Here is a 17,113-nt window from a genome sequence, read left to right as displayed (position 1 = left end):
AGGCGCTTTGCGCCTGCGGACACACATTTTTTTGCCATTCGTAGGCGCGTAAGCGCCCGCGAAGGGCGTTTCTTGTCCCGCTCTGGCTTGTCCGTGGCCGAAGGCCGACGGCTCTGTTGAAGGGGATCCCGTCCCCGGGGTGTCGTCCTCGCTGATCCGGCGGTCGGGGACCCCGTCATTTCGGCGCCTGTGCCGCAGGGCACAGGCGGTAAGAAATCTCGATCAAACTGTCGGCGAACCCCGGGAACGACACAGGCCCACCGCCGGGGGAAGTTAGTCAAAAAGGGTCTTTCCTTTTGTCCCGCTCTGGCCTGTCGGAAACGAAGGCCGGCATTTCTATCGTTCGGGATATCTTACCGCCAAGCCTATCGGCTTGTCGCCGATATGACGTTAAAATGAACGGGACAAAAAATAGCAGGTCTCGCACGAGACCTGCTCTATTCATATTTCGGCAGTCTTACGCCAACAGCCCGCGGGCTTATTTGGCCGCTTCGTAGCCCTTGCGCAGGGCTTCCATGTTGACGGGAATGGCCTTTTTGGCCTTTTCGGGGAAATGGTTTTCCATGGCCCACTGCACGGAATCAGGCTTCACTATGCCCGTGATGCGGGTGTAGGCCCCCACCATGGCCATATTCTGGCTCCTCATATTGCCCGCCTCCATGGCGATGGAGTTGGCGGGGATGGGGCAGCTGGTCACGTCCTGTCTGTCCGGCGCCTTGGCCAGATCGCTGTTGTAGATCACGATGCCGCCCTGCTTCACCTTGTCTATGTAGCCGTCCAGCATGGTCTGGTTGAAGGCCACCAGTATCTCGGGATGGGTGGCGATGGGGGCGCCGATCTGCTCGTCGGATATTATCAGGGTGCAGGTCGCCGTGCCGCCTCTGGTCTCGGGGCCGTAGGCGGGATACCACACCACGTTTCTGTTTTCATGCACGCCGGCGTGGGCCAGGATCTGAGCGGCCAGCAGGGCCCCCTGTCCTCCCATTCCGGCAAAAATCGCTTCTGCATACATTAGTCTCGCTCCTTCTTGACGCCCAGAGGATAGACCTCCATGACGTGTTCCTTCACCCATGTCAGCGAATCCACGGGAGTCATCCCCCACTGGGTAGGGCAGTTGGACAGCACTTCAATGAGCGAAAAGCCCTTGCCGTCCAGCTGTTTCTGAAAAGCCTTTTTGATGGCGGCCTTGGTCTTGCGGACGCCGGCGGGATCTATGGGAGACACTCTTTCTATGTAGCAGGGCAGGTCCAGAGTGGCCAGCATTTCCGCCATGTGTATGGGCATGCCGTGGGTGCTGGGATCCCTGCCTGCCTGGCAGGTGGTGGCCTTTTGTCCCACCAGAGTGGTAGGGGCCATCTGGCCGCCTGTCATGCCGTAGATGCCGTTGTTGATAAAGATCACGGTGAAGTTCTCGCCGCGGTTGGCAGCGTGGACTATCTCGGCCATGCCGATACTGGCCAGGTCGCCGTCGCCCTGATAGGTGAACACCAGGTGGTCGGGATGGGTGCGCTTGACTCCGGTAGCCACTGCGGGCGCCCGGCCGTGAGCGGCCTCTATCATGTCGCAGTTGATAAAGTCATACATGAACACGGCGCAGCCCACGGGACACACGCCTATGGCGCTATCCAGCAGCCCCATCTCCTCCAGGTTTTCCGCCACCAGACGGTGGACCACCGAATGAAGACAGCCGCCGCAATACGAAAACTCTTTGTCCTTGAGGCCCTTGGTCCTCGAAAAAACTTTTTCCATTACAGTTCCCAACTCCTTTGACAGGGATCGGCAGGCGACGCCATGACCTGCTTTGCCTTGTCCAGCACCTCATCCGGCGTCATCACAAATCCGCCCGTTCTGCCGTAAAAGTCCACTGAGGTCCTGCCGCAGGCGGCCAGCATCACGTCTTCCACCATCTGGCCGGTGCTCATCTCCAGCACCAGGAACCGCTTGCCCGCCTCGGTCATCTCTGCCAGGCGGCCGTAAGGGAACGGAAACAGGGTGACGGGGCGGAACATGCCTATCTTCAGGCCTTCCCGGCGGGCGTTGTCCACCACGGTCTTGGCCACCCGGGCAGAAGTGCCGTAGCCCACCAGGACCAGCTCGGCGTCCTCAGTCATGTATTCTTCATACCTGGTCTCGGCGGCGGCGCAGGCCCTGTATTTGGCTTTGATACGCTCGTTCAGGTCTTCCAGCACCTGAGGCTCCACCCACAGGCTGTTGATCACAGCCTTTTCAGCCTTGGGGGTCCCGTCGGCTGCCCAGGGCTTGTCGTATCTGCGGATCTCCACGGGATGCAGGTCTATGGCTTCCTGCATCTGGCCTACCACGCCGTCCAGCAGCATGCACACGGGATTGCGGTATTTGTCCGCCAGGTCAAAGGCCAGGGCCATGAAGTCGTAGCACTCCTGCACGGACCAGGGAGCCAGGGTGATCAGCCTGTAATCGCCGTGGCCTCCTCCCTTTACCGCCTGAAAATAATCGCCCTGACCGGCCAGGATGCCTCCCAGACCGGGGCCCGCCCTCTGCACGTTGCAGACCACCGCGGGCAACTCGGCGGCGGCTATGTAGCTGAGCCCTTCCTGCTTCAGGGACACCCCCGGAGAGGAAGAGCTGGTCATGGCTCTCATACCCGACGCGGCAGCGCCGTACACCATGTTGATGGCGGCCACCTCGGACTCGGCCTGCACGAAGACTCTGCCCTTTTCGGGCATCATCCAGGACATATACTCGGGCACTTCGTTCTGGGGTGTAATGGGATATCCGAAAAAGGCGTCGCAGCCCGCCGCTATGGCTCCGTAGCACAGGGCGGAATTGCCTTTCATCAGCTTTTTGCTCATTTGTACACCTCTATACACACGTCGGGACACATGGTGGCGCAGATGGCGCAGCCTACGCAGGCGTCCTCCTTGGCAAAGGCCGCGGGCTTGTATCCCTTCTGATTGATCTCGTCAGCTATCACTATACATTTCTTAGGACAAAAATGCGCGCACAGGCCGCAGCCCTTGCAGCGCTCCTTGTCTATGATGATTTTTCCCATAGGATCTCCTCCGGCAACAGATTGTCACCATATAATATTATACTACTTCGCTGCTGCTATGTAAAGAAAGGCCCATGGGTCTATCGCCAGAGCCCCGCGAGTCATCCCGCCGCTCACTCCGCCGTCATCCCAGCGGTGGCGGGACCTTCGCCACCGTTGGAGATCTACGGGGGCACCGACGGCTGAAAGCCGTTGGGGGGGCCGTACAAAGGCGGAGAGAAGGTTTGCGTGAGGCGACAGGTGGAAGGGGCCGTATAAGCGGGGCAAAAAGCAGTTGTATTGCCGTCGCGCCCCGCGTGTCATCTCTGCGCAAACGGCAACATATCAAACGCGACAGCGTAAAGCCGTTTGCGCTTTGAGATCCAGGTCGGGTCCGCCGGCATAGCTCACGGCGTCATCTCGGCGGAAAATGTATACCGATGAAACGCGAATGCGTTTCAGGCATTTTCCGGTAAGAGACCTTCGGGGGCACCATCCGCCTTTCTTCCTTATAAGCAGACGAAGTCTGCGCAAAAGGCGGATGGGGGAGCCGTACAAAAGGCCGTGAGCGGTGGCTATAGGAGAGGGCCGGCGGGAGGACCCGGACAAAGGTACAGACGGGAAGAACGCAGCGCAAGAAGTTAGGCATCAGACCCACCGCCGGAAGAGTATCGCACCGCGGTCAGTCGTCCGCGGCAAACATGGCCAACAGCTTTTTGAACGTGTCCTGCCCGTCGAGGCAGGTGTCCGTGAGCCAGCCCTTTTCCCGGTCCCATTCGGACAGTCCGCGGTAGTAATAGGCCTTCTTGCTGTCCTCAATGAGAAAGGGGACGATGCCGTGCCGCAGGCATTCCTTCAGCGCAATGAGCCGGCCCACTCTGCCGTTGCCGTCCTGAAATGGGTGGATCTTCTCGAACTCCGCATGGAAAGCGATGACGTCGTGGATCGTGACCTCGGGCCTCGCGTTGTAAACGTCCAGCAGGGCTTTCATCCGGGCGGGAACGTCCTTCGGCTTCACCGTTTCAAGCCCGCCCACTACGTTGGGCCGCCGTTTATAATCCCCCACCGCAAACCAGTCGAGAGAGGCGTCCTTCGTGTCGCGCAAAAGGATCCCGTGCAGCGTCCTGATGATCTCTTCGGTCAGCTCGTCTTCCGCACAGTCGATCACGTAGTCAACGGCGCGGAAGTGGTGCACCGTTTCCAGAATATCGTCCACCGGCACTCCGCCCGACGTGTCGAGGGTGCGCGTCTCAAATATCAGGCGAGTCTGCCGCTCCGTCAGCCGGCTGCCCTCGATGTGGTTCGAGTTGTAGGTCATGCGCACCTGCAGCTCATGGTACAGCCCGCCGGAGATCCCCGCCTCCTTTTCATCGCGGAGAGTCTGCAGGATCGGATTGTCCGACACCCGGCGGCACAGGTCGCCGGCTTCACAGGCAAAGTAGGCGCACAGCTTCTCCATCACCGCCCTGGACAGCTTTTCCCCGCGGCCGATCCTGGCGATCGTCCGGGAGGATATACCCGGTTCTTTTGTCAGATGGGAGCGCGTGATGCCCCGTTCCTTCAGTTTGGCTTCCAGCCCTTTGTAGGAAATCATATCAAGCCCTCGCTTTTCTTTACTTATTATACGCCCCCGACAGGAAAAAGTAAAGACATTTTCGGCAGGATCAACGGGAAAAGTAAAGATCCAAGAGCCCAGGAACCACTTGGGATTTGTCCTGTTGGGCTTGGCCGTTGCCGGGGCTCGCGGTTCCATTGAAGGGGGTTCCGGCCCCAAGCCCGCAGGGCTTGGGGCCGGGATGACACCGTTTTCCCCGCCGCCGATCCCCATTTTTCTCCGGTCATCCCAGCGGCGGCGTTGTACTGACAACCCAATGTCATCTCGGCTCAATTATAAGCCCCGGCAGGTGCACAGCGCCTGCCGGGGCTTATAATGTAGATTAATGTTTACTATAAAAAACCGAAATAGTGTCTTGATAGAGAGGACAGGTGCACTCTCATTTTGGAATAACCCACTTCACCCCCTTAGATAATAGAACTATGTAACCAACAAGATCTGCGAGCCACCCTATATAAAATAAGCCGGCGGTACAAGCATATAAAATCCCCATGCCGGTTTTGCCTTCAACAAACTTATGTACTCCAAGAAAACCAAAAAATAGACAAAACAGAAAAAGACTTAGTGTGTCGAGTTCTGAGATTCGAAATGGATCATTTTTCTCAAGATCTATCTTGTTCCCATGGATGGTGAGCTCGGTCAGATGATAACAGCCTACAAATGCATGGTGATCAATTTCGTTCTCCCTGCAGGGGATGGTGACCTTGGTCAAAGATTTACAGTTTTCAAAAGCCCAGAATCCTATTGCGGTCACACTTTTGGGGATGGTGACCTTGGTCAAAGATTTACAGTTTTTAAAAGCACAGCGATCTATTGCGGTCACACTATCGGGGATGATTACAGTATTGATGCTGCATTCCTCAAACGCATACTCACCGATTTGCGTTACCCCGTCCGGGATCTTTACATCTTTGTCTAATCCTATGTATTTCTTTAAGATACCTTCTTCGTCTATAATAAATGGGTTTTCTTTTCGGAATTCAAGTGCTTGCGCACGCTCCTCAGCGATCTCCTTAGACATGTTATCGAGAGCAATGAAGTGCATGGTTGAAGTATATTCCAATCCGCAGTGATAACATCTTTTGGCGTTGTAAGCGATCTGATGGTGGCAATTCGGACAGCGTAATACGGCCATTTTACTTATCTCCCATTATATAAGACAATAATCGTTCTGCGTTTTCGGGGCTTACCTTGCAAAGCCTCGGATAAGGGCCTTTGGAATTCAATGTATATTCGAGATTTTTGCAGATTCTCTCCGCTTTCTTCAGCCCGACAGGGCGAATGAGCTTGAATATATATTCAACGTACATATACTGGGCGTCCTCCGATTTCACTCTTCCGATCCCGACAAAGCTCTTCTGAGCCTACTCCCGATTCATACAAAAACAGCATGTCGTTGGGCCGGCAGGCCTCGAATGAGTCTTTGTTTCGCATGGAGTTGTCGTTTGCGTCCAGCTTTTCGAATCTAATTTCATCAGCTTTTTCCTGGTCGGCCCATTTCCACATTTCGCCTTTTCCCTGATCCGGGCTGGCCATCCAGTACCAGTTTCGTTCTTTACACATTTTTCACCTCTCTATAATAACCAGTGATTAATCAGTTATCATTATACAGTAGAAAAAAAAAAACGCAAACTTCTGTCTAAACTTTTATTGGACATATCGGGGCTTTGGTTAGACCAGAGGCCGAATATTTGTATGATATGCGTAGGGAATAGGGTTTTCAGTGCGTGGTTTTGTAGGATCGTCGCACGGGAGTAGGGGAAAACCGCCGCAGATCGGCGGGCATGAGGCGGAAGTTTTTTATGAAGATTTTTGTTCGGGGGTTTTACTGTCCTCCGCCGAATGGCCCCCTTCCGCTATCAGCAAACGCACTTCCCGCATGGACATGAGCCAGGGTCCTCCCACCGGCCCTCTCCGTCTCCGACGGAGCAAGGAACGGGCCGGAGGGCCCCTCCTGGGATCTCTTGCCGCGGCCGGCCTGAAGATCCTATTGCCGGCCGCGCCGAGATGACGAAAAAGTTTTCTCTCTGCAAAGCCTGCGGCTTTGCAGAGAGAAAACAAAAGCCCTCGATCGAAGAACGATCGCCGGGATGAGGTTGGAGAGGGCTGTCGGGTTGACGGGAAGAGCGGGGCTTTTGTCCTGTTGGGCTTGGCCGTTGCCGGGGCTCGCGGCTCTGTTGAAGGGGGTTCCGGCCCCAAGCCCGCAGGGCTTGGGGCCGGGATGACAAAAAAGGTTTCTCTTGCAAGTTCTCCGATCTTGCAAGAGAAACCGCAGCGCCCGCGAAAGACACCTCTCTGCCGGGCGTCAGCTCTTGACTCCGGCCACGGCAAAGAGGCTCCGCAGCCGTATCTTCACCGCGCCGAGGTTGGTGATCTCGTCTATCTTGATCTGGGTGTAGAGCTTGCCGCGGCTTTCCAGTATGGCCCTCACCTCGTCGCTGGTCACGGCGTCCACGCCGCAGCCAAAGCTCACCAGCTGCACCAGGTTCACCCTGTCGCTCTGGCGGGCGGTCCATTCCGCCGCGGTATAGAGCCGGGAATGATAGGTCCATTGATCGAGGACCGTGGTCTCCACGGGGCCTGCCAGATCCGCCACCGAATCCTCGGTGACTATCACTCCTCCCAGCTGGGTGATAAGGGTGTTGATGCCGTGGTTGACTTCCGGGTCCACGTGATAGGGCCTGCCCGCCAGCACGATGACCGGCCGGCCGTCCTTTTCCGCTTCACGCAAATATTCTGCCGCCTGCTCTCTGACCCTGCGCATATAGCCGTCGTATTCCGCAAAGGCTGCCCTGGCGGCCGCCTTTACGTCGCCGGGCGCAAGAACAAAGCCTTCTTCCTTCATGAGCTGCCGGAATCTGGCGGGGAAGCCCTTCCTGTCAGCCAGGCCGATGAATCTGTCTATATAGCGGACGCCTTCGGGTATCCGGACGTTGGCGCCTATGAGCCGCGGATAATAGGCCACCACCGGGCAGTTGTAATGGTTGCGGCCCCGTTTTTCATCCACGTTGTAGCTCATGCCCGGATAGAAGATGATCTCCGGCTTCATGGCTATGAGGCGCTCCATATGGCCGTGGAGCAGCTTGGCCGGATAGCACACCGTGTCCGAAGGGATGGTGTGCTGGCCGCTGACATACAGCCCGTAGTCGGACCTGCCGCTGACCACCGGATTGAAGCCCAGCTCGCTGAACAGGGTGTGCCAGAAGGGCAGCAGCTCATACATATTGAGCCCCATGGGCAGGCCCACGTTGGTCTTGCCGGGAACGATCTCCCCCTGCATATATCCTTCCAACAGGGAATACTTGTAGCGATACAGGTCCAGAGGCTTCAGGGAGCTGGAGAGCTGCAGGGGCTTTTCGCACCGGTTGCCGGCGATGAACCTCCGGCCGCCGGAAAAGGTGTTCACCGTCAGCCCGCAGTGATTGGAGCAGCCCTGACAGGTCACGGCCCGGGTCTTGTGTTCAAAGTTTCTGAGCTCTTCCGGGCCGCAGAGGGAGCTTTTGGCTGGCCGGCGCTCCATAGCGTAGAGGGCGGCGCCGTAGGCGCCCATCAGCCCGGACACGGAGGGCCTGAGGACCTGCTTGCCCGTCTCCTGCTCAAAAGCCCTCAGCACCGCGTCGTTGAGAAAGGTGCCGCCCTGCACCACTATATGCTCTCCCAGCCGGGAGGGGTCGGCGCAGCGGATCACCTTGTAAAGGGCGTTCTTCACCACGCTGACCGCCAGCCCGGCGGATATGTTTTCCAGGGACGCCCCGTCCTTCTGGGCCTGCTTGACCGAGCTGTTCATAAACACGGTGCAGCGGCTGCCCAGGTCCACGGGCCTGTCGGCAAACAGGGCCTTTTGGGCAAATTCAGACGGGCCGAAGCCCAGCACCGCGGCAAAGGTCTGCAAAAAGGAGCCGCACCCGGAGGAGCAGGCTTCGTTGAGAAAGATGCTGTCTATGGCCCTGTTGCGGATGTGAAAGCACTTGATGTCCTGTCCGCCTATGTCTATAATAAAATCCACGTCGGGACAAAAACGGGAGGCGGCGGTAAAGTGGGCTATGGTCTCCACCACGCCCATATCCGCGGAAAAGGCGTTTTGGATGATCTGCTCGCCGTAGCCGGTGACGGCGGAGCCGCCTATCCGGACGTCGGGCCATTTGTCATAGAGCTCCAGGAGATACTTCCTGATGCAGCCCACCGGATCTCCGCTGCCCTGGGTGTACATGGGGAAAAAGATGTTGCCCTCGCTGTCCGTGAGCAGGGCCTTCACCGTGGTGGAGCCCGCGTCTATGCCCAGGAACATGGTGCCCCGGGGCCGGTCCAGAAAGGTCAGGCCGGCGGAGTCGGCCTCGTGCCTGGCCGCAAACCTGTCGTATTCCTCTCTGTCGGCGAACAGGGGCGGGCAGTGGGGCCAGCCTTCTTCGGAAAAGTCGGCGGCGTCCGCCGGGACTCCGGGAAACATGGGTTTTGCGGCGGGAGAAAAGGCGGCTCCCATGGCGGCGTAAAACAGGGAGTCCGGGGGACATACTCCCCTGAGGCCCAGGGTCTTGTCAAAGGCTTCGCGGAGATAGGGGAAAAAGGTCAGGGGCCCTCCCAGATACAGCACGTTGCCGGAGATCTCCCGGCTCTGTGCCAGCCCTGCGATGGTCTGGTTGACCACGGCGTAAAAGATGCTGCCCGCCACGTCCTCCTTGCGGACCCCCTGGTTCAGCAGGGGCTGTATGTCCGACTTGGCAAACACTCCGCAGCGGGAAGCTATGGTGTATATCTTCTCACACTTTTCAGCCGCCTGCTCCATCTCGGCGGGCGTCAGGGACAACAGCTCGGTCATCTGGTCGATAAAGGCTCCCGTGCCGCCGGCGCAGGTGCCGTTCATACGCACCTCGGTGTCCCTGAGAAACAGGATCTTTGCGTCCTCGCCTCCCAGCTCTATGACCGTGTCCGTCCCGGGCATGAGCCTTTTTACAGCCAGCCGGGCGGCATACACCTCCTGCACGAAGGGCAGCCCCAGCCTGCGGCATACGCCCATTCCCGCAGAGCCCGTGACGGCGGCCGCCATTTCCTCGCCGGGAAAGGCTTTTGCCGCCTTGTCCAGCAGGGCTGTCAGCTTTTCGCCTATTCGGGCCATGTGCCTGTCATAGTCGGAAAAGAGCAGCCGGCCCTCCTCATCCACCACCACGCATTTCATGGTGGTGGAGCCTATGTCTATCCCCAGGCGTTTCATTGCTGTTCCTCTGCCATGGCCAGCATGAGCCTTATGCGGTTTTCCTGATTCACCCCGGAGGCGCCGGAGTCGTAGTCGATGGGGCATATATTGGCATGGGGATACAGCTTCTTGAGGGTGCGCATGGTGCCCTTGCCCACTATGTGGTTGGGCAGGCAGCCGAAGGGCTGGACGCAGATGATGTTGTTGTAGCCGTTTTCTATCAGCTCCGCCGCCTCGGCGGGCAGCAGCCAGCCTTCTCCCATCTTCACCTCTCTGCCGATCACGGCGCTCCCCAGCTCCCTGATGCGCTCAAAGGGCGCCGGGGCGGTGAAGCGGGGGAACTCCCGGAGCACGTCGGTAAAGGTCTTCTCTATGCGCCGGGCCACCAGGCCTCCCAGAGCGGCCACGCAGGCTCCCGCCCGGCTGCCGCCATAGAGCTTCTGGTCGGTGAGCCGGTTGTCAAACATGAACTGAAAGAAGCCCAGCACGCCGGGCACCATATATTCGCAGTTCAGGCTGTCCAGCAGCTCCTCCAAGCCGTTGTTGCCCAGGGGAGAATACTTCACGTATATCTCGCCCACTATGCCCACCTTGGTCTTTTTGACGTCTGTGGTGGGTATCGAGTCAAAGTCTCCGGCTATGGCCCGCAGGTTGTTTTTGAAGGCTCTGCCGAAGAGGCCCTTGTTTTTGCGGAATTCGTCCGTGAGCCGTTCGGACCATTTTTTCAGTGTCCGCTCGGTCTCCCCCTTCACCTTTTCGTAGGGGCGGACCTGGTTGCGGAGCAGCATCAGCAGATCGCCGTAGATGATGGCTACCATGGTCTTGACCAGCATCATGGGATACACCCTGAAGCCCCCGGACCTTTCCATGCGGTTCAGGCTCAGGCTGATCACGGGCACCTGCTCCATGCCCATGCTCCTGAGCGCCTTTCGGAGCAGCCAGATATAGTTGGAGGCGCGGCACCCGCCGCCGGTCTGAAACATGATGAGGGCGCTCTTGTCCGGGTCGTATTCCCCCGAGGCCAGAGCGCTGAGCTGCTGGCCCGCGATGCATATCAGGGGATAGCACATGTCGTTGTGTATGTGCTCGAGGCCCTTTTCTATGATCTGCTTGCCCCGGGACCGGAGTATCTCTATGTTGTAGCCGTAGGATCTGAAGATACGCCGGATGAGGTCCATGTGGATGGGAAATATATCCGGCGCGAGAATGCTGTAGGTCTTGCGCATCTCCCGGGTGAACTCGGGGTTGGTGAAGCCGTGTCCCGCAGGCTCTTGTGTTCGCTTGTCCATGGCAGTACCGGCTAACAGGCCCTCCGGGCCCGGGCGTCCTTCGGCGCTGCGCCGCGCCGCCCGCCGACAGCCTGAGCCCTCGCGGCAGAGGCGTCTGCAAATGCATATATCTTTTTCACGGTCACACGTCCTTTTTGTCCGGATCTTCTGTGTTTGCCAAACGCCCCAGCCAGTGGAGCCCGTTGTTGTCCACGGCCGTGACGTAGGCCGGCTCTTTGGTGACTTCGGCCACGTAGCGGGCCGCGTCTGTGAGCACGTTTCTGTTGCTGACGTAGCACAGGCGTATAAACCGCAGCATCAGCCTGGGAGCTATCTCCATCAGCTGCTCCTTGTCCATGAGCACTATGCCTTCGGCAGCCTTCAGCATGGCCTCGTCCCTCACGTTCATAAAGGCGGTCATCTTGATGATATGCTCCACCACCGCCGGCTCCAGAGCCTCGGCGGGAATGGCGGAGAGCACCCCCTTGAAGTTGACCAGGTTGATCCTGACGAATATCAGCACTATGACCACGGGGGACGCCAGCCCCATGACCAGCTTCAGCAGGTCGGGACCGCCGTGGAGAAAAAACACGTATCTGTAGGAATACAGCACGGCGCCCAATGCCGCCGCTTCGAAAAAGTATTCCCACAAAAACAGCCTTTTCAGGTGCAGGTCATAGTTAGTCGTCTTCTTCAAGGCAGCCGTCCCTCCATACGACAGATGCGGCGGATATGCCGGGGACAAACAGCGCGGCAGTCTGCTCAAAGCTGTCCCTGTCTCCGGTGGTGTAGCAGGTCAGGGAGCCGGACCCCCGGGACTCCTCGCGGGACAGGGACTCTGCCACGCTGACGGCGGGATCGGCTATCCGGCAGCCGGGCAGACAGTCCCGCAGCCGGCGCCCCATCAGGGGATAGTGGGTGCAGCCGAGAATGACCGTGTCCGTATGGCTTACCCGGGAGCAATGCCTTTCGCAGGCCTCCCTGCATTCGGGAGTGTCCAGCAGAGAGCCCTCTACCAGCGGGACAAACTCGGGGCAGGCTTCCTGCACCACTTCTCCGCCAAAGCCCATGGCCCTCAAAGCGGCGGGATAAGCGCCGCTCTTCACAGTGCCCTCGGTGGCCAGGATCCCGACGCTGCGGCCCTCCAGGGCCGCCCGGGCGCCGTGCTCGATCATGGACACCACCGGCACGCCGGGATATCTGTTTCGCAGGTCTCCGCAGGCCACGGCAGAGGAGACGTTGCAGGCTATGATCAGCAGGTCTATACCCCGTGACATGAGAAAGGCGCCTATGCCAGCCGAAAAAGCCTTTATGTCCGAAAAGGGCCTGCCTCCGTAAGGCACGTGGCAGGTGTCGGCCACATATATCATATCCGCGCGGGGCAGCGCCCTGCGCACCTCTCTGGCCACGGACAGGCCGCCCACGCCCGAGTCATACAAGCCTATTCTGTGTATCATCCCCGCTCCCTATTGCAGATCGGGACCGAAGGGCTCGGAGAGATCCAGATGCCCGCCCAGGGTCTCTACTTTGGAGCCGCACACCAGTATGCGTATCTTCTGCACTCCCTCGCCGTTGGCCACGGCGGTAGAGGCCAGGCTGTTGGCCAGCTGGGCTTCTTCGAGAGTGCTGCCGGAAAATCCCCTTATCTCTTCGGAAAAATCGACGGAGGCCACGGAGTTCCTGACGCGCACCTTGCCCACCAGCCTGGTGTCGGGGGGGAGAATGCCGTCCCGGACCAGCCTTTTTACCAAAAGCACCATGCTCTGAGTAAGCTTGTCTCCGGCCGGATCGTCCGGCAAGCCCCCGGGCACAGACCTGACAGCCGCCTCGCCCTGCTTTTCATCGGGGATATAGAGGGTGATCTTCCCCCGTGAAAGAGGCACGCCCGCAGCCTTGTCGGGGACCGAAGGCTGTACGGACTCCATGACCCGAGGCTTGTCGGCGGAGATCTCCGCCGAATACTTTCTGCCAAAGGCGTTGCCCGCAAAATAGGCGCCTACCACGAGACCGGCGCCTATCACAAAGAGTATCAGGCACCCCAGGAATCTGTTTTTCATAATGTCAACCGTAAAGAATAGAGGATCGTTCACTATTATTATAGCACCTTTTGAGGTTTTCTTAAAGAGCGCCCGGTCCCGGGGCGGCCGGGCCAAAAAAATGGTATAATGTATTTGACACGCGGCCCGACAGAGCCGCCCGACGGAGACAGACTATGACTAAAAAAGAGCTGAACCTGGCGATATTTGAACACAAGACCGACAAGGTCCTTTGGCAGCCGAGGCTGGAAGAATGGTATTTCAAAAACAAAGAGCAGGGCACTCTTCCCGACAAATACCGCTCCTGCGGACATCTGGAGCTGTATGACGCCCTGGACTGCTCGGTACGCTATGCGGCCAGCGTGGGGGTGGAGTATTATCACGACCCAGACGCCGGCATACAGGGCCGTGACGAGATAAAGGGCAGCCAAAGGTTCGTCACCATAGACACCCCCGCGGGGAGCCTGACCACGGTGTATCATCTGGTGTTTGACGACGAGGGCAAAGTGACGAACCAGAGGATAGAGGACTTTCCGGTCAAGACTCCCGAACAGCTGAAGGTGGTCACCTACCTCACGGAGCATACCCTCGTCCGGGCCAACAAAGAGGTGTTCGGCCACTACGCCGGGCTGATGGGAGACAGAGGCGAGCCCGCCATCATCCTGGGCTCCGCCGGCTATACGGAGCTCATCAAAAACTGGGCGGGCCTGATAGACGCGTCCTACCTCACCTATGACTATCCGGAGGCGGTGGAGGAATATCTGGAGGCCTGCGACCGCCGGGACGACAGGATGCTGGACGCCGCCCTGGAGCTGGACTGCAAAATATTCAATCTGGGCGACCACGCCACCGACGAATTCACTCCGCCTCCCATCCTGAAAAAGTATATGCTCCCCCGCTGGCAGAGGCTGTCGGAACGCTTTCACAAGGCCGGCCGCTTTGTCCACAGCCACTGGGACGGCAACTCCCACACCATGCTGCCCTATCTGCAGGACAGCGGCCTGGACTCGGTGGAGGCCCTCACCTTTGCCCCCATGGGCAACATCACTCCCGAGGAAGTAAAGGAGGCGGTGGGCGACGAGATAGTCTGCCTGGACCTCATCCCCGCCATATATTTTCTCAGGGACTACCCTCTGAAGGATCTGCTGGAGTTCACCCGCAGGATCATCGGCATGTTTGCTCCCCGCCTGGTGCTGGGAGTCTCCGACGAAATTTCCTCGGTGGGCGAGATAGACAAGATCGCCGCCATCACAGAGCTGGTCAACGAGATCAACGGAGACTGACCGCCGGCGGAAGCGTCCATGCCTGCAACCCCGCGTCATCCCGCCCAAAACGGCTATGTAATAAAAAGCGAATGCTTTTTGCCGTTTTGGGTCAGGGATCCACGGTGGGGCCCGCCGGCCCTTTCCTTTCTCCGGCAAAGCCGGAGAGGGCCGGTGGGAGGGGCCGTATAAGCGGGGCAATGAAACGCTTCCGGGAGCGCCGAGATGACGAAAGACATTTGTGGGCCGTAAAAGGCGGAGAAGAGCCGGCGGTCAGAACATTGAACGGGACAGAAGAGACGCCTTGGCTCGCGTTCCTATCGAAGGGGATCCCGTCCCCAAGCCCTGCGGGCTTGGGGACGGGATGACATATAAGATTTCTCTTGCAGGATCGAAGATCCTGCAAGAGAAATCACTGCCACAGATCTGGGAGCTGACCAATACGGCTGCTCCCCAGACGCCTGGATGACGCATTATTGAACGGGACAAAAGGCGCAGAGATCAGGGGACGAACAGGTTTTCGGGCAGCGCGTCCACGGTCAGAGGGCAGCCTCCGGCTTCAAAATATGCCTTCGCCGGTTCCCGTATGTCCTTGTCCGCCCATATGACCCCGTCCCGGAACCGCACCCCCTCCGGCAGATATACAGCCTTGAGAGCCATACCCACGGGCAGCGCAGGCCGGGTCTTTTCGCCGGCCTGCAGGGTAAAGTCAAAATGGGCGTCCAGCCGGCGGGCGCAGAGGCCCGTCAGGTCCCTGCCCGTGACAAACACAGGCTGTCCGGCCTGCAGAAACACCGGAGCCGGCAGGGGCTCGCCGTATATGTCCGTCACGGCGCAGCCGCCGGGGCAGTCCGTGAGATACCAGCCCTGTTGCTCCGGCCAAAGGCACACGGCCTGGGACTCTCCCTTCCACAGGCGGGCGGTGATCCCCTCACCGGCAAAGGGCGAGGCGGCGTATCGTTTGTCTCCCACAGCCAGGGCCATGGTCCGATAGGCCAAAAAGGCGGGCTTGAGACGCCGGTCTCTGTGAACTATGCCGAAATTGTGCTCCATCTCCCCGGTATCGTCCCCGTCGTCTATGAAGTCGTACCAGGTCACGTTTTCCACACCCGGCACGGAAAGGGCGTCCATATAGGCCCGCACCAAATATTCCGCCTGTCTCCGCTCCGGCTGTCCGCCGCCGAGGTGAGTGGGCCAGCCCATTTCCGTCAGCCAGACTCTGCCGGGATTGCCCCCTTCGGCGGCCGCCGACACGGTGTCGGCCAGCTGCCCGGTCAGCAGAGGGTCCACCAGGGCCGTGCGGTAGGGATGGGAGGAGGCTATGTCAAAGCGGCAGCCGGCAGCCGCCGCCCGTCTGATGAAGTCCGGGTCTCCGGCGGCGGACGAGCAGCCTATGACCTGCAGGGAGGGATCCGCTTTTTTGATGGCCTCGCTGCAGCGCCTGTGGAGATCAAAATAGCGGTCCATATCCCAGGGATAAAAGCCGCCGTTGGGCTCGTTCCAGATCTCCCAGTATCTGACGTCGTTTTTATACCTTGCCGCCAGCTGCCCCGCAAAACGGCAAAACTCATCGTTGGCTTCCTCCGAGGCGGGAGCCGCCCAGTCGGCGTAATAGCAGATGAGGCCGCAGATATTCAGGCCTGCCGCCCGGGCCTCCCTGACCAGCCTGTCATAAAAAGCAAAGTCCGGCCTGCCCTTTTCTTTTTCTATGGCGGGCCAGGTAAATTCTTCCCTGATCCACCGCACTCCCGCCGCCGCGGCCAGGGCGGCCGTCCGGCGAAGGTCCTCATGATCGCCGGCCGGGTCCCGGCGCCTGCAGAGATAGACCCCCATGCCCAGGGCCGTTCCCGACACGCCGGAAGCAGGGACGGCGCCGGAGGGAGGCTTTACCGCGCACACGGAGCGGCGCTCTTCCGCCGGGCCCGGCTCCGTTGCCGAGGCGAATATCCAAGGGGCAGCGTCGGTGTAAAAGGTCCCCTCCAGCATCAGCTCCACAGGCCTGACAAAGGTCTCGGAGACCGTCCCGCCTTCGGGGATAGTCACCCGGCGGGTCTCAAGGCCCGCGAGCCGGCCCCGGGAGTCCCGGAACTCGGCGAAAAGGACGGCGGGGCCGGCGTCGCCGGACAGAGCCACCTCAAATACCGCCTTGCCCTCCCGCAGGGTCCAGTCCGGGGTCACGGCTATATGCCTTTGCGGCTCAGCGGGAGGCAGGCTCACGAACCGCAGATCCCTGAAGGCAAAGACGCCCTTGCTGCCGGCGCTCATGCCTTTGGTGACCGCAAAGCCTATGGCGGAGGGCGGGCCGTCAAAGACACCGTTTTGGTCCCCGCCCCAGTGCTCGGGATAGCCGTCGAGAGCCACGGTGATCTGCTGCCAGTCCGCACAGGCGGGAACGCCCACAGGCTTTTGGAAGCATTCGCCGTATTGGTCCCACACTCTCAGGTTGAGGCCGTGGTCCGCGGGCTTTTTTATACAGAGCTCCAGGGCCTCCGCCTTTGCCGGCGCCTCCACCCTCTTTTGGCATATGGCGTAGGAGCCGTCGTTGGAGCCGAAGTCATACACCAGCTCCGCCCCGTCCCCGGTCTCTCTCACCAGGGCGCTGCAGCGAAAACACTCGGTCTGCCACTCTGCCCCCAGGGCTGAGGACGCGCAGACACACACCATCAGGGCCCACCACCAGCCTCTCATGGAGTCCTCCCAAAAAGGGGCGCCTGAGCGCCCCGGTAATGAG

13 protein-coding genes are annotated in these 17,113 nt (G+C 59.3%); 1 reads left to right on the top strand and 12 read right to left on the bottom strand.

The genetic code is table 11. From position 1 onward, the window contains the following. Positions 1-478: 478 nt before the first annotated feature. The 11 genes from IK083_04705 to IK083_04655 all read right to left on the bottom strand — a co-directional run bounded on the left by IK083_04705 (position 479) and on the right by IK083_04655 (position 13,141). Positions 479-1,012, bottom strand: coding sequence for a 2-oxoacid:acceptor oxidoreductase family protein (locus IK083_04705; protein MBR4748856.1), 534 nt, complete (start codon positions 1,010-1,012; stop codon positions 479-481). Further along, positions 1,012-1,749: a 2-oxoglutarate oxidoreductase gene (locus tag IK083_04700; GenBank protein ID MBR4748855.1), complete on the bottom strand. Its 738-nt coding sequence runs from the start codon at positions 1,747-1,749 to the stop codon at positions 1,012-1,014. The genes IK083_04705 and IK083_04700 overlap by 1 nt, the downstream gene beginning before the upstream one ends. Next, positions 1,749-2,831, bottom strand: coding sequence for a 3-methyl-2-oxobutanoate dehydrogenase subunit VorB (locus IK083_04695; GenBank protein ID MBR4748854.1), 1,083 nt, complete (start codon positions 2,829-2,831; stop codon positions 1,749-1,751). The genes IK083_04700 and IK083_04695 overlap by 1 nt, the downstream gene beginning before the upstream one ends. Beyond that, the gene (locus IK083_04690; protein ID MBR4748853.1) at positions 2,828-3,031 is read right to left on the bottom strand and encodes a 4Fe-4S binding protein; all 204 of its coding nucleotides are present in this window, start codon (positions 3,029-3,031) and stop codon (positions 2,828-2,830) included. Before IK083_04690 ends, IK083_04695 begins: the two co-directional genes overlap by 4 nt. Before the next feature lie 661 nt (positions 3,032-3,692). After that, entirely contained in the window at positions 3,693-4,604 is a 912-nt protein-coding gene (locus tag IK083_04685; protein ID MBR4748852.1) for a Fic family protein, read from the bottom strand. Between the two features lie 400 nt (positions 4,605-5,004). After that, positions 5,005-5,760, bottom strand: a complete 756-nt coding sequence (locus IK083_04680) for a leucine-rich repeat protein (protein ID MBR4748851.1) — start codon at positions 5,758-5,760, stop codon at positions 5,005-5,007. Positions 5,761-6,930: 1,170 nt separating this feature from the next. Continuing rightward, complete coding sequence (locus IK083_04675; protein ID MBR4748850.1) at positions 6,931-9,834, bottom strand: 2-hydroxyacyl-CoA dehydratase; 2,904 nt, start codon at positions 9,832-9,834, stop codon at positions 6,931-6,933. Continuing rightward, entirely contained in the window at positions 9,831-11,105 is a 1,275-nt protein-coding gene (locus tag IK083_04670; protein ID MBR4748849.1) for a 2-hydroxyacyl-CoA dehydratase, read from the bottom strand. The genes IK083_04675 and IK083_04670 overlap by 4 nt, the downstream gene beginning before the upstream one ends. A 121-nt stretch (positions 11,106-11,226) precedes the next feature. After that, entirely contained in the window at positions 11,227-11,781 is a 555-nt protein-coding gene (locus tag IK083_04665; GenBank protein ID MBR4748848.1) for a hypothetical protein, read from the bottom strand. Beyond that, complete coding sequence (gene murI / locus IK083_04660; GenBank protein MBR4748847.1) at positions 11,765-12,541, bottom strand: glutamate racemase; 777 nt, start codon at positions 12,539-12,541, stop codon at positions 11,765-11,767. The genes IK083_04665 and murI overlap by 17 nt, the downstream gene beginning before the upstream one ends. Positions 12,542-12,550: 9 nt before the next feature. Next, positions 12,551-13,141, bottom strand: a complete 591-nt coding sequence (locus IK083_04655) for a GerMN domain-containing protein (GenBank protein MBR4748846.1) — start codon at positions 13,139-13,141, stop codon at positions 12,551-12,553. A 155-nt stretch (positions 13,142-13,296) separates the two neighbouring features. Here IK083_04655 and IK083_04650 point away from each other — a divergent pair, with 155 nt between their 5' ends. Beyond that, a complete protein-coding gene (locus tag IK083_04650; GenBank protein MBR4748845.1) occupies positions 13,297-14,403 on the top strand; it encodes a hypothetical protein in 1,107 nt (368 codons plus the stop codon). A 480-nt stretch (positions 14,404-14,883) separates the two neighbouring features. Here IK083_04650 and IK083_04645 read toward each other — a convergent pair whose 3' ends face one another. Further along, positions 14,884-17,070: a cellulase family glycosylhydrolase gene (locus IK083_04645; protein MBR4748844.1), complete on the bottom strand. Its 2,187-nt coding sequence runs from the start codon at positions 17,068-17,070 to the stop codon at positions 14,884-14,886. Positions 17,071-17,113: the final 43 nt, after the last annotated feature.

The sequence above is a fragment of the Abditibacteriota bacterium genome, assembly GCA_017552965.1.
Lineage (GTDB): Bacteria > Armatimonadota > UBA5829 > UBA5829 > UBA5829 > RGIG7931.
The sequence above is the reverse complement of the archived record's forward strand: the minus strand, read 5'-3'. Positions and strand labels throughout refer to the sequence as shown.

Bases quoted from the DNA above. Each gene is read 5' to 3' on its own strand.
- IK083_04705 (MBR4748856.1), bottom strand. From the start codon at position 1,012: ATGTATGCAGAAGCGATTTTTGCCGGAATGGGAGGACAGGGGGCCCTG.
- IK083_04700 (MBR4748855.1), bottom strand. From the start codon at position 1,749: ATGGAAAAAGTTTTTTCGAGGACCAAGGGCCTCAAGGACAAAGAGTTT.
- IK083_04695 (MBR4748854.1), bottom strand. From the start codon at position 2,831: ATGAGCAAAAAGCTGATGAAAGGCAATTCCGCCCTGTGCTACGGAGCC.
- IK083_04690 (MBR4748853.1), bottom strand. From the start codon at position 3,031: ATGGGAAAAATCATCATAGACAAGGAGCGCTGCAAGGGCTGCGGCCTG.
- IK083_04685 (MBR4748852.1), bottom strand. From the start codon at position 4,604: ATGATTTCCTACAAAGGGCTGGAAGCCAAACTGAAGGAACGGGGCATC.
- IK083_04680 (MBR4748851.1), bottom strand. From the start codon at position 5,760: ATGGCCGTATTACGCTGTCCGAATTGCCACCATCAGATCGCTTACAAC.
- IK083_04675 (MBR4748850.1), bottom strand. From the start codon at position 9,834: ATGAAACGCCTGGGGATAGACATAGGCTCCACCACCATGAAATGCGTG.
- IK083_04670 (MBR4748849.1), bottom strand. From the start codon at position 11,105: ATGGACAAGCGAACACAAGAGCCTGCGGGACACGGCTTCACCAACCCC.
- murI (MBR4748847.1), bottom strand. From the start codon at position 12,541: ATGATACACAGAATAGGCTTGTATGACTCGGGCGTGGGCGGCCTGTCC.
- IK083_04655 (MBR4748846.1), bottom strand. From the start codon at position 13,141: ATGAAAAACAGATTCCTGGGGTGCCTGATACTCTTTGTGATAGGCGCC.
- IK083_04650 (MBR4748845.1), top strand. From the start codon at position 13,297: ATGACTAAAAAAGAGCTGAACCTGGCGATATTTGAACACAAGACCGAC.
- IK083_04645 (MBR4748844.1), bottom strand. From the start codon at position 17,070: ATGAGAGGCTGGTGGTGGGCCCTGATGGTGTGTGTCTGCGCGTCCTCA.